Genomic DNA, 13,484 nt, shown 5'->3' on the forward strand with positions numbered 1-13,484 from the left:
GAAACGAACGGGATTAACCCGCCATCTGTTTTTCGCGAATTTCAGCCAGCGTTTTGCAGTCGATGCACAGATCGGCTGTTGGACGCGCTTCCAGGCGGCGGATACCAATCTCCACCCCGCAGGACTCGCAATAACCGAAGTCTTCATCTTCCACTTTCTTCAGCGTCTTCTCGATCTTTTTGATCAGTTTGCGCTCACGGTCACGATTACGTAACTCCAGGCTAAACTCCTCTTCCTGCGCGGCGCGATCGACCGGATCGGGGAAGTTGGCGGCTTCGTCCTGCATGTGCGTCACAGTGCGATCGACTTCATCCCGGAGTTGATTACGCCATGCTTCAAGAATACGCTTGAAGTGCGATAGCTGGGCTTCGTTCATATACTCTTCGCCCGGTTTCTCCTGGTACGGCTCCACCCCAGCGATGGCGAGAATACTCAGGGACGATGTTTTACGGTTTTGCCCTTCTTGCATGTTGCTTCTCCTTAACACGCACTATCGATCCCCATGTTCGGGGGAAAATCAGGTCGCTATAAATAGCAGATGCTTTTCCGGATAGCAATTATCTAAACGTAACACTTGACAACCCTGTGAGGAAAAGCGTATTTACGCACGCGGCCAGAATACTTAATAATCAGGCTGTTATTCCACTACAACGTTATGGGTACTGGTTCGTTCAGTTCCATTTTTTGGGCTGAAAGTTCTGCTTTATAAGCTAAAACTTCCACGCCTTTATTCTGAGCCTCGCTCAATAGCTGCGCGTATTTTATATCGATATGACGTGCGGGTGAAAAACGTGTAATGGCGGAGTGCAGCACCGCGAACACCACCACTGCGCGATGACCTGCCGCCGCAACGCCCATCAACTCCCGAAGATGTTTTTGCCCTCGTTCGGTGATGGCGTCGGGAAAATAACCGTTTTCTTTTTCCGCTAACGTGACCGATTTCACTTCAATATAGCAGTCCGGGCGGAAATCTGCCTGTAACATAAAATCTATACGGCTGCGCTCGGCGCCATATTTGACTTCACTTTTCAGAATATTGTACCCCGCCAGCGCTGGCAGGCGATTCTCCTGAATCGCTTCTTTCGTTAGCTGGTTCGCCCGCAGCGTATTCACGCAAATGAATGCGCCGGATTGCGTTTCAGTCAATTCCCAGGTATGCGGATATTTGCGTTTAGTATTTTCTGATGTCGAATACCAGACGGTATCGCCAGGCGTGGCGCAGCCGGTCATCGCGCCGGTATTAGGACAGTGCAGCGTAAGCGTTGTACCGTCAGGGGTGATCACATCGGCTAAAAAACGTTTATAGCGCTGAATCAACGTAGCGCGTTGTAAAGGGGGGGAGAATAGCATCGACATTCCTTCATTATTATTCGCCCAGCGTCCAGCGCTGCAGCTCGGCATAGCGGGTACGGCCTTGCCCATACGAAGAGGCGTAAAGCGCAAATGACGTAACCGGAAATGACCAGCAAAAGCCCGGCGGCGGGATAGCCACCGTATGGCTGGCGTCGCGCAGCAGCGTAATATGCGGGTGAAAAGGCTGCGGGCTTTGGTAACAACCGCTGCGGGCGGCCTGCGCGCGCAGCATATTAGCCAACTGCAACAACCCGCGCGGCGGATGGCGCATCCCCAGCCACACCACGCGTGAACGCAGCCACTGACCGGCGTCATCCAGATGTAGCGTAAAGCCCGGCTGGCGAATTCGTCCGGCCAGTTGCGCAAGCGCGCGCTGCTTATCGTTACTGACGTCGCCTAAAAAGGCCAGCGTCAGGTGCAGGTTCGCCGCTGCGACGGGGCGTCCGTCTTCAGACGCAAAATGAGCGGCGCGCCAGGCGATAATTTGCGTGCGCGCGTCGTCGGGTAAGTCAATCGCAAAAAACAGCCGTTTTGGCTCAGACATAGGGATACTCGGTTATGGATTAACACGATGCTACAATGCGGCGCAAAGAAAGTTAACCCCGTGGAGCCGTTTGTGACGTCATTGCCCGTTGCCGCCGTATTGCCTGAATTGTTGACAGCCCTAAAAACCGCGCCGCAGGTTTTGTTGTCCGCGCCTACCGGGGCGGGGAAATCCACCTGGCTGCCGTTGCAACTCCTGCAACAAGGTCCGGTTGCTGGAAAAATCCTCCTGCTTGAACCGCGTCGTCTGGCGGCGCGTAATGTCGCGCAGCGTCTGGCGGAAGCGTTGAATGAAAAGCCTGGCGAAACGGTAGGTTACCGGATGCGCGCGCAAAGCTGCGTGGGGCCGCGTACCCGGCTGGAAGTAGTGACAGAAGGCGTATTGACCAGAATGATTCAGCGCGATCCCGAATTACGCGGCGTGGGGCTGGTGATACTGGATGAATTTCATGAGCGCAGTTTACAGGCGGATTTAGCGTTAGCGCTGTTGCTGGATATCCAGCAAGGGCTCCGTGACGATCTCAGGCTGTTAATCATGTCTGCGACGCTGGATAACGACAGGCTTTGTCAGCGACTGCCTGATGCGCCGATGATCGTCTCGGAGGGGCGCGCGTTTCCCGTGGAGCGACGTTATCAGCCGCTCGCGACGCATTTGCGTTTTGATGAAGCCGTCGCGATGGCGACAGCGGAACTGTTGCGCAATGAAAACGGTTCGCTGCTGCTATTTTTACCCGGCGTAGGCGAAATACAGCGCGTTCATGAACATCTGGCGTCGCGGGTAGGCAGCGATGTCCTGCTTTGTCCGCTGTATGGCGCATTGTCTCTGGAAGCGCAACGCAAAGCGATTGTTCCGGCACCCGCCGGGATGCGTAAAGTGGTGTTGGCGACTAACATTGCCGAAACCAGTTTGACGATTGAAGGGATTCGTCTGGTCGTCGATAGCGCTCAGGAGCGCGTGGCGCGATTTGACGCGCGAACGGGACTGACGCGGCTGGTTACGCAGCGTATCAGTCAGGCATCAATGACGCAGCGCGCGGGGCGCGCCGGACGACTGGCGCCGGGTATCTGTTTACATCTGCTGGCCAAAGAACAGGCGGAGCGGGCGGCGGCGCAAAGCGATCCGGAAATCTTACACAGCGACCTTTCCGGTTTATTGATGGAGGTGTTGCAGTGGGGATGTCACGATCCGGCATCGCTTTTCTGGCTGGACAGGCCGCCGGAGGTGAATCTTCAGGCCGCCCGCCGTTTATTATTGATGTTAGGCGCGCTGGAGGGCGAGCGGTTAAGCGCGCGGGGCCGGAAAATGGCGGCAACAGGTAACGATCCGCGCCTGGCGGCGATGTTAGTCAACGCCGGCGAGGGCGATAGCGCCGCCACTGCCGCCATGCTCGCGGCCATCCTTGAGGACCCGCCGCGCGGCGGCGGTACGGATTTAAGCGTAGTATTTTCGCGGCGACAGCCGGGCTGGCAGCAGCGTAGCCAGCAGCTTTTAAAACGGCTGCAGGTGCGTAATGGCGAGCCGGATAGCGCGCTTATTATGCCGCTGTTGGCCAGAGCGTTTAGCGACCGCATCGCGCGGCGTCGTGGTCAGGAAGGGCGCTATCAGTTAGCCAATGGTATGGGCGCGATGTTAGATGCGGATGACGCGTTGGGACGTCATGAATGGCTGATCGCGCCGCTGTTACTGCAAGGTAGCGCCTCGCCGGACGCCCGAATATTGTTGGCGCAGCCGCTGGATATCGCCTCGCTGATTCAGGCGTGTCCTGATTTACTGCGCCAGTCCGACACGGTTGAATGGGACGAGGCGCAGGGAACGTTGAAAGCATGGCGCAGAATGCGTATTGGACAGTTGACGGTTAGCGTTCAGCCACTGGCGAAGCCGTCTGAAGAGGAGCTTCATCAGGCGATGCTGAACGGCATCCGCGATAAAGGTCTGTCCGTCCTTAACTGGACGCCGGAAGCGGAGCAGTTCCGTCTGCGTCTGCACTGTGCGGCGAAATGGCTGCCGGAATATGACTGGCCTGCCGTGGATGAGGCGTCGCTGCTGGCGACTCTGGAAAATTGGTTGCTGCCGCACATGACAGGCGTACAGTCGTTACGAGGGCTAAAATCCCTGAACGTTAATCAGGCGTTACGGGGACTGCTTGACTATGCCATGCTGCAACGTCTGGATAGTGAACTGCCTGGGCATTACACTGTGCCGACGGGAAGCCGAATAACGATTCGTTATCATGAAGATAACCCGCCCGCGCTGGCGGTCAGAATGCAGGAAATGTTTGGCGAAGCGAAGACCCCAACCATCGCTCAGGGCCGCGTGCCGCTGGTGCTGGAACTGCTTTCGCCAGCGCAGCGACCGCTACAGATTACGCGCGATTTAAGCGCTTTCTGGCAGGGGGCGTATCGCGAAGTGCAAAAAGAGATGAAGGGCCGTTACCCCAAACATGTCTGGCCGGACGATCCGGCGAATACGGCCCCAACGCGGCGCACGAAGAAGTATTCGTGACGTGTTATACGTTGCCTCCAGGCCAGATAAGGCGTTAATCGCCATCCGGCAAAAGGGTAAATTGAGAGATTTCTTCTTCTGTCGTCTGGCGGAAGAATAGAGAATCGGGCCTTTGCGCCTGTATGTTGCGGAGAAAAAGCATGGCGGGGAATGACCGCGAGCCGATTGGACGTAAGGGGAAACCGTCACGTCCTGTGAAACAAAAGGTGAGCCGTCGTCGGCAGCATGACGACGATTATGATGATGACTATGAGGATGAAGAACCGATGCCGCGTAAAGGTAAGGGCAAAGGGCGTAAGCCTCGTGGCAAGCGCGGCTGGCTGTGGCTATTGCTAAAACTGTTTATCGTTTTTGTGGTGCTGTTCGCCATTTACGGCGTCTATCTGGATCAAAAAATCCGCAGCCGTATCGATGGCAAGGTCTGGCAGCTTCCGGCGGCGGTATATGGCCGGATGGTGAACCTTGAGCCAGACATGCCTGTCAGCAAAAACGAGATGGTAAAATTGCTGGAAGCGACGCAGTATCGTCTGGTGACGAAGATGACCCGTCCCGGCGAATTTACCGTGCAGGCCAATAGCATTGAGATGATCCGTCGTCCGTTTGACTTCCCGGACAGCAAAGAAGGGCAGGTGCGCGCGCGGCTGACGTTCAGTGACGGGCGTCTGGAAACCATCGTCAATCTGGATAACAACCGCCAGTTTGGCTTCTTCCGTCTCGATCCGCGGCTTATCACCATGCTTTCTTCGCCAAATGGCGAGCAGCGTTTATTCGTCCCGCGCAGCGGTTTCCCGGATCTGCTGGTCGATACGCTGTTGGCGACGGAAGACCGTCATTTCTATGAGCATGATGGCATTAGTCTTTACTCTATCGGGCGTGCGGTGCTGGCCAACCTGACGGCGGGACGCACGGTGCAGGGGGCCAGTACGCTGACCCAGCAGCTGGTGAAGAACCTGTTCCTCTCCAGCGAAAGATCATACTGGCGTAAAGCGAATGAAGCCTACATGGCGCTGATCATGGATGCCCGTTACAGTAAAGATCGTATTCTTGAGCTGTACATGAACGAGGTCTACCTCGGTCAAAGCGGGGACAATGAAATTCGCGGTTTTCCGCTGGCGAGCCTGTATTACTTTGGCCGTCCGGTAGAGGAACTGAGCCTCGATCAGCAGGCGTTACTGGTGGGGATGGTAAAAGGGGCGTCGATTTATAACCCGTGGCGTAACCCGAAACTGGCGCTGGAGCGTCGTAACCTGGTGTTACGCCTGTTACAGCAGCAGAAAATCATCGATCAGGAACTCTATGACATGCTGAGCGCGCGTCCGCTTGGCGTACAGCCGCGCGGCGGCGTTATTTCACCGCAGCCAGCGTTTATGCAGATGGTTCGTCAGGAACTGCAGGCGAAGCTGGGGGATAAAATTAAAGATCTCTCCGGCGTGAAGATCTTCACCACCTTTGACTCCGTGGCGCAGGATGCCGCAGAAAAAGCCGTTGTCGAAGGTATTCCGGCGTTGAAGAAGCAGCGTAAATTGAGCGATCTGGAAACTGCGATGGTGGTGGTGGATCGCTTTAGCGGCGAGGTGCGCGCGATGGTTGGCGGGGCGGAGCCGCAGTATGCCGGCTATAACCGTGCCATGCAGGCGCGCCGTTCCATCGGGTCGCTGGCGAAACCGGCGACCTATCTGACCGCGTTAAGTCAGCCGAACTTATACCGTCTGAACACCTGGATTGCCGATGCGCCGATTTCTCTGCGCCAGCCGAATGGTCAGGTCTGGTCGCCGCAGAACGACGATCGTCGCTACAGCGAAAGCGGGAAAGTGATGCTGGTGGATGCGTTAACTCGCTCAATGAACGTACCGACGGTCAATCTGGGGATGGCGTTAGGTTTACCGGCGGTAACCGATACCTGGACGAAGCTCGGCGTGCCGAAAGATCAGCTCAATCCGGTTCCGGCGATGCTGTTAGGGGCGCTGAACCTGACGCCGATCGAAGTGGCGCAGGCGTTCCAGACTATCGCCAGCGGCGGAAATCGCGCGCCGTTATCAGCGCTGCGTTCGGTTATTGCGGAAGATGGTAAGGTGTTGTACCAAAGTTATCCGCAAGCTGAACGCGCTGTACCGGCACAGGCGGCTTACCTGACGCTCTGGACAATGCAGCAGGTCGTCCAGCGTGGTACGGGGCGTCAGCTTGGCGCGAAATATCCGGGTCTGCATCTGGCCGGTAAAACCGGGACGACAAACAACAATGTCGATACCTGGTTTGCCGGTATCGACGGCAGCCAGGTGACTATCACCTGGGTAGGCCGTGATAACAACCAGCCGACGAAATTGTACGGCGCCAGCGGCGCGATGGCGATTTACCAGCGCTATCTGGCGAACCAGACGCCGACGCCTTTAGTTCTGACGCCGCCGGAAGATGTGGTGGATATGGGCGTTGATTACGACGGTAATTTTGTCTGTAGCGGCGGTATGCGCACTCTGCCGGTCTGGACGGACGATCCAAATACGCTGTGCCAGCAGGGCGAGATGATGCAGCAGCAACAGCAGCCGTCAGGCAATCCGTTCGATCAGTCGTCTCAGCCGCAGCAGCCTGCGCAGCAACAGCCGCCGAAAGAAGAGAAGAGCGACGGCGTTGCCGGCTGGATTAAGGAGATGTTCGGCGGCAATTAATCACGGTAATAGTACCGGGTGGCGCTGTGCTTACCCGGTCTACACCGTTACGACCCCATTATGTGCGACGTAGGCCGAATAAGACGCTTACGTCGCCATCCGGCAAATCCTCCATAAATAACATTTCAGTCTAATTTATTAACCCTTCCTTTTCATCTGGTTATTTCTTAACCCCTTAGTTTTCGTAGGGCCGCGTATCGCTTGCCATTGCGACGATATTTCGCCTATCATGCTGCGGTTATAATAATAATTATCGTTTACGTTATCATTCACTTTCATCAGAGATATACCAATGGCGCGTCTTAAAACTGCTCAGCCAAACTCCTCACTGCGTAAAATCGCAGTTGTAGTAGCCACAGCGGTTAGCGGCATGTCTGTCTATGCACAGGCGGCGGTTCAACCGAAAGAAGAAACCATTACCGTAACCGCAGCGCCTGCCGCGCAGGAAAGTGCCTGGGGACCGGCTCCGACCATCGCCGCGAAGCGTTCCGCCACCACCACCAAAACTGATACACCTATCGAAAAAACGCCACAGTCGGTTTCGGTGGTCACTAACGAAGAGATGCAGATGCATCAATTCCAGTCAGTAAAAGAAGCGTTGGGTTACACGCCGGGTGTAACGGTAAGCAGCCGCGGCGCTTCCAATACCTATGACTTCGTGATTATCCGTGGCTTCTCTTCCGTCGGCCTGAGCCAGAACAACTATCTGGATGGCCTGAAATTGCAGGGGAACTTCTACAACGATGCGGTTATTGATCCCTACATGCTTGAGCGTGTTGAGTTGATGCGTGGCCCAACGTCCGTCCTCTACGGTAAGAGCAACCCGGGCGGTATCATTTCGATGGTTAGCAAGCGGCCGACTACTGAGCCGCTGAAAGAAATTCAATTCAAAATGGGGACGGACAATTTGTTCCAGACCGGTTTTGATTTTAGTGATTCCCTGGATGACAACGGTGAGTTCTCATATCGTCTGACGGGGCTGGCGCGTTCGACAAATGAGCAGCAAAAGAGTTCTGAGTCGCAGCGCTATGCGATTGCGCCCTCTTTTACCTGGCGTCCTGATGAGAAAACGAATTTTACGTTCCTTTCTTATTTCCAGAACGAACCAGAGACCGGCTACTACGGCTGGCTGCCGAAAGAGGGAACGGTTGAACCGTTACCGAATGGTAAACGCTTGCCGACAGATTTCAATGAAGGGGCGTCAAACAACACCTATTCTCGTAACGAGAAAATGGTGGGATACAGTTTCGAGCATGGCTTCAACGACACTTTTACCGTGCGCCAGAATTTACGTTTTGTCGAAATGAAAACCGCGCAAAAAAGCGTCTATGGCACGGGGATTGCGGCGGACGGCCATACGCTTAACCGCGGTACTATCGTTGACAACGAGCGTTTACAGAATTTCAGCGTAGATACACAACTGGAAAGTAAATTCGCGACCGGCGATATTGATCATACGTTGCTGACGGGTGTCGATTTCATGCGTATGCGTAATGATATTAACGCGACGTTTGGTAGCGCGCCGTCAATCGATCTCTATAACAATTACCATCCTGAATACTTTGCTTTCGGCGGCGCTGAGCCGTACCAGATGAACGAAAGTAAACAAACAGGCCTCTATGTTCAGGATCAGGCGGAATGGAATAAGTGGGTATTTACTCTCGGCGGCCGCTATGACTGGTCTAAACAAGCGACAACGGTGCGTCAGAATTCCACTACGCCGACAGAAGGATATATTGAACGTAATGACCACCAGTTCACCTGGCGCGGTGGCGTAAACTACGTATTCGATAATGGAATTTCACCTTACTTCAGCTATAGCCAATCTTTCGAGCCAAGCGCCTTCGATTTGTGGAGCACCCCACGCGTTTCTTACAAGCCGTCAAAAGGCGAGCAATATGAAGCAGGGGTGAAATATGTACCGAAAGACATGCCGGTTGTTGTTACGGGTGCCGTTTATCAGCTGACCAAAACCAATAACCTGACCGCCGATCCAACCAACCCATTAGCGCAGGTGCCGGCAGGCGAAATTCGTGCGCGAGGTGTAGAGCTGGAAGCCAAAGCAGCATTGACGGCTAACATCAATATGACGGCGTCTTACACTTATACTGATGCTGAATACACGAAAGACACTAATCTGAAAGGGAATACGCCAGAGCAGGTGCCTGAACACATGGCGTCGTTGTGGGGCGATTACACCTTCAACGAAGGTCCGTTGTCAGGTTTAACGCTGGGAACAGGCGGTCGTTTTATTGGTTCCAGTTACGGCGATCCGGCTAATAGCTTCAAGGTAGGCAGTGCAGCGGTGATGGATGCGGTCGTCAAGTACGATCTGGCGCGTTTTGGTATGGCGGGCTCCAGCATTGCGGTTAACGTTAATAATCTGCTCGACCGCGAATACGTCGCCAGCTGCTTCCAGACCTACGGCTGTTTCTGGGGCGCAGAACGTCAGGTCGTTGCAACGGCAACCTTCCGTTTCTAATTTCTTTTTGGGCACGGCTTGCCGTGCCCGTTTTACAAGTTGGCTGCGATGCAGGAAAACCACATTCATTCCGATACCACCTTTGCGCTGCGAAGCGTCGCCTTTCGTGTGCCGGGCCGCACGCTTTTACACCCCCTCTCGTTAACGTTTCCCGCAGGTCGCGTCACCGGACTTATTGGTCATAATGGTTCCGGTAAATCCACGCTGTTAAAAATGCTGGGCCGCCATCAGCCGCCTTCCGAAGGGGATATTCTGCTCGACAATCAGCCGCTGGCGAGCTGGAGCAGCAAGGCGTTTGCCCGCAAAGTTGCCTATCTGCCTCAACAATTGCCACAGGCGGAAGGAATGACGGTGCGCGAACTGGTGGCGATTGGCCGCTATCCGTGGCACGGCGCGCTGGGACGCTTTGGCGTCGCGGACCGGGAAAAAGTAGACGAGGCGATTACGCTGGTCGGCTTAAAACCGCTGGCGCATCGTCTGGTAGACAGTCTTTCCGGCGGTGAACGCCAGCGCGCGTGGATTGCCATGCTGGTCGCGCAGGACAGCCGTTGTCTGCTGCTGGATGAGCCGACGTCAGCGCTGGATATCGCCCATCAGGTTGACGTGCTGGCGCTGGTGCATCGTTTAAGCCAACAGCGCGGGCTGACGGTGGTAGCGGTGCTGCACGATATCAACATGGCGGCCCGCTACTGTGATTATTTAGTCGCGCTACGCGGCGGTGAAATGATTGCGCAAGGAACGCCTGCGGAACTGATGCGCAGTGACACGCTGGAACAGATTTACGGTATCCCGATGGGTATCCTTCCGCATCCGGCGGGCGCGGCACCTGTGAGTTTTGTGTATTAATGCGTGATTTATATCCTCTTACTCGCCGCCGTTTATTAACGGCGATGGCGCTCTCGCCGCTGCTGTGGCAAATGAATACGGCGCAGGCTGCCGCTATCGATCCCCGCCGGATTGTGGCGCTGGAGTGGCTGCCGGTTGAGCTGCTGCTGGCGCTCGGTATTACGCCGTATGGCGTGGCGGACGTGCCAAATTATAAGCTGTGGGTTAGCGAACCGCCGTTGCCGGATTCGGTGATTGATGTGGGTCTTCGCACTGAACCCAATCTCGAACTGCTGACGGAGATGAAGCCGTCGTTTATGGTCTGGTCGGCAGGCTACGGACCCTCGCCGGAGAAACTGGCGCGGATCGCGCCGGGGCGCGGGTTCGATTTTAGCGACGGCAAAAAGCCGCTGGCGGTGGCCCGACGCTCGCTGGTTGAACTGGCGCAGACGCTGAATCTGGAAGCTGCGGCAGAAAAACATCTGGCGCAATACGATCGCTTCATCGCCAGCCAGAAGCCGCATTTTATCCGCCGCGGGGGGCGTCCGTTACTGATGACGACGCTTATCGATCCGCGGCATATGCTGGTGCTCGGCCCGAATTGCCTGTTCCAGGAGGTGCTGGACGAGTATGGCATCGTCAATGCCTGGCAGGGTGAAACCAACTTTTGGGGCAGTACGGCGGTTAGCATCGATCGGCTGGCGATGTATAAAGAAGCGGATGTGATCTGCTTCGATCACGGGAATAACACCGATATGAACGCGCTGATGGCAACGCCGCTGTGGCAGGCCATGCCGTTTGTCCGCGCCGGGCGCTTTCACCGGGTGCCCGCCGTTTGGTTCTATGGCGCGACCCTCTCCACGATGCACTTTGTCCGCATCCTGAATAACGTGTTGGGAGGCAAAGCGTGAGCAGAAAACGTGAAATGCCGGATGGCGGCGCGAAAAGCGTCTTATCCGACCTACGGTTCGGGCGCTTTGTAGGCCGGATAAGGCGAAGCCGCCATCCGGCGTTGCTGTTATTGGCGCTGTTTGTTGCCGCCTGCTGGCTGACATGGGTTAACTTCTCCGTTGCGCTACCGCGCAGCCAGTGGCAACAGGCTATCTGGTCACCGGATATCGACATCATTGAGCAGATGATTTTTCATTACAGCCTGCTGCCAAGACTGGCGATTTCGCTACTGGTGGGCGCGGGACTTGGGCTGGTAGGCGTCCTGTTCCAGCAAGTATTACGTAACCCGCTGGCGGAACCGACCACGCTGGGTGTGGCGACCGGCGCGCAATTGGGGATCACGGTGACTACGCTTTGGGCGATTCCCGGCGCGCTGACCACGCAGTTTGCCGCCCTGGCGGGAGCCTGTATCGTCGGCGCGCTGGTGTTCGGCGTGGCGTGGGGCAAACGTCTGTCGCCAGTGACCCTGATCCTCGCCGGGCTGGTGGTCAGCCTTTACTGTGGCGCAATCAACCAGTTACTGGTGATTTTCCACCACGATCAGTTGCAAAGCATGTTTTTATGGAGCACAGGAACGCTAACGCAAACCGACTGGAGCGGCGTGCAGCGTCTGTGGCCGCAGTTGCTGGGCGGTGTGATGCTCACGTTATTGTTGTTACGCCCGATGACGCTGATGGGGCTGGATGACGGCGTTGCGCGTAATCTGGGTCTAGCGCTGTCGTTAGCGCGTCTGGCGGCGCTGTCGCTGGCGATTGTGTTGAGCGCTCTGCTGGTCAACGCGGTGGGCATTATCGGTTTTATCGGCCTGTTTGCGCCGCTGCTGGCGAAAATGCTTGGCGCAAGACGTCTGCTGGCGCGCCTGATGCTGGCGCCGCTCATTGGGGCGCTTATTTTGTGGCTATCCGATCAGATTATCCTTTGGCTAACCCGCGTATGGATGGAGGTTTCCACCGGGTCAGTGACGGCGTTAATCGGCGCGCCGCTGCTCCTGTGGCTGCTGCCGCGGCTTAAAAGCATGAGCGCGCCGGATATGAACGCCAGCGATCGTGTGGCGGCGGAACGTCGGCACGTTCTTGCTTTTGCCGTTGCCGGTGGCGCGCTCCTGCTGCTGGCAACATGGGTCGCCCTCTCTTTTGGTCGCGACGCGCACGGCTGGACGTGGGCGAGCGGAACGCTGCTTGAAGAACTGATGCCGTGGCGCTGGCCGCGGATACTGGCGGCGTTAATGGCGGGCGTCATGCTGGCGGTGGCGGGCTGCATTATTCAGCGTCTGACCGGTAATCCAATGGCCAGCCCGGAAGTGCTGGGGATCAGTTCCGGAGCCGCGTTTGGCGTGGTGTTGATGCTGTTTTTGGTGCCGGGGAATGCCTTCGGTTGGCTACTGCCTGCCGGAAGCCTGGGCGCGGCGGCGACACTGCTGATTATTATGATAGCCGCCGGGCGCGGCGGTTTCTCGCCGCAACGGATGTTGCTGGCGGGGATGGCGCTCAGCACCGCGTTTACCATGCTGCTAATGATGCTCCAGGCGAGCGGCGACCCGCGGATGGCGGAAGTATTGACCTGGCTCTCAGGATCTACCTATAACGCCACTGGCGGGCAGGTTACGCGAACCGCGATCGTAATGGTGATTTTGCTGGCACTTGTGCCGTTGTGTCGCCGCTGGTTAACGATTTTGCCCCTGGGCGGCGATGCCGCGCGTGCGGTGGGCATGGCGCTTACGCCGTCGCGTATCGCGCTGCTGGCGCTGGCGGCGTGTTTGACGGCAACCGCGACGATGACCATTGGGCCGCTGAGTTTCGTTGGACTGATGGCGCCGCATATTGCGCGGATGCTCGGTTTTCGCCGGACGATGCCGCATATGGTCATCTCGGCGCTGGCAGGGGGCGTTTTACTGGTCTTTGCCGACTGGTGCGGCAGGATGGCGCTATTTCCGTATCAGATCCCGGCGGGACTGCTTTCAAGCTTTATTGGCGCGCCGTACTTTATCTATTTGCTACGTAAACAGAGTCGGTAAAAAAAAGCTGTGCCACATTTATGTCGGGTGGCAGCCATGCTCAACCCGACCTACAAATTACACAATATCAATATGTTGTGGCAATATTTTGTAGGCCTAAAAATAGCTGAACGCTATCAGGTGCGAGAGCTGTCCTGTCACGTTTTATCG

9 protein-coding genes are annotated in these 13,484 nt (G+C 56.2%); 6 read left to right on the forward strand and 3 right to left on the reverse strand.

Annotated elements, in window-relative coordinates:
- Positions 1–13 precede the first annotated feature (13 nt).
- The 3 genes from dksA to thpR form a co-directional block, all read right to left on the reverse strand.
- On the reverse strand, positions 14–469 hold the full coding sequence (gene dksA / locus ACLJNW_RS18905) for an RNA polymerase-binding protein DksA (protein WP_001155232.1): 456 nt from the start codon (positions 467–469) through the stop codon (positions 14–16).
- Between the two features lie 176 nt (positions 470–645).
- Complete coding sequence (gene sfsA, locus ACLJNW_RS18910; RefSeq protein WP_000899412.1) at positions 646–1,350, reverse strand: DNA/RNA nuclease SfsA; 705 nt, start codon at positions 1,348–1,350, stop codon at positions 646–648.
- 16 nt (positions 1,351–1,366) lie between these two features.
- On the reverse strand, positions 1,367–1,897 hold the full coding sequence (gene thpR / locus ACLJNW_RS18915; protein WP_001294185.1) for an RNA 2',3'-cyclic phosphodiesterase: 531 nt from the start codon (positions 1,895–1,897) through the stop codon (positions 1,367–1,369).
- Between the two features lie 72 nt (positions 1,898–1,969).
- Between thpR and hrpB the strand changes: the two genes are divergently transcribed.
- The 6 genes from hrpB (at position 1,970) to fhuB (ending at position 13,334) form a co-directional block, all read left to right on the forward strand.
- Positions 1,970–4,399: an ATP-dependent helicase HrpB gene (hrpB, locus tag ACLJNW_RS18920; RefSeq protein ID WP_001750267.1), complete on the forward strand. Its 2,430-nt coding sequence runs from the start codon at positions 1,970–1,972 to the stop codon at positions 4,397–4,399.
- A 140-nt stretch (positions 4,400–4,539) separates the two neighbouring features.
- A complete protein-coding gene (gene mrcB, locus ACLJNW_RS18925; RefSeq protein ID WP_000918127.1) occupies positions 4,540–7,062 on the forward strand; it encodes a bifunctional glycosyl transferase/transpeptidase in 2,523 nt (840 codons plus the stop codon).
- 292 nt (positions 7,063–7,354) lie between these two features.
- A complete protein-coding gene (gene fhuA, locus ACLJNW_RS18930; protein ID WP_000113220.1) occupies positions 7,355–9,544 on the forward strand; it encodes a ferrichrome porin FhuA in 2,190 nt (729 codons plus the stop codon).
- Between the two features lie 48 nt (positions 9,545–9,592).
- On the forward strand, positions 9,593–10,390 hold the full coding sequence (gene fhuC, locus ACLJNW_RS18935) for a Fe3+-hydroxamate ABC transporter ATP-binding protein FhuC (RefSeq protein ID WP_001157204.1): 798 nt from the start codon (positions 9,593–9,595) through the stop codon (positions 10,388–10,390).
- On the forward strand, positions 10,390–11,280 hold the full coding sequence (fhuD, locus tag ACLJNW_RS18940) for a Fe(3+)-hydroxamate ABC transporter substrate-binding protein FhuD (protein WP_001205357.1): 891 nt from the start codon (positions 10,390–10,392) through the stop codon (positions 11,278–11,280). Before fhuC ends, fhuD begins: the two co-directional genes overlap by 1 nt.
- 14 nt (positions 11,281–11,294) lie before the next feature.
- Positions 11,295–13,334, forward strand: coding sequence for a Fe(3+)-hydroxamate ABC transporter permease FhuB (gene fhuB, locus ACLJNW_RS18945; protein WP_001673685.1), 2,040 nt, complete (start codon positions 11,295–11,297; stop codon positions 13,332–13,334).
- Positions 13,335–13,484 lie beyond the last annotated feature (150 nt).

Source organism: Salmonella sp. SAL4457 (genome assembly GCF_046548235.1).
Taxonomy (GTDB): domain Bacteria; phylum Pseudomonadota; class Gammaproteobacteria; order Enterobacterales; family Enterobacteriaceae; genus Salmonella; species Salmonella enterica.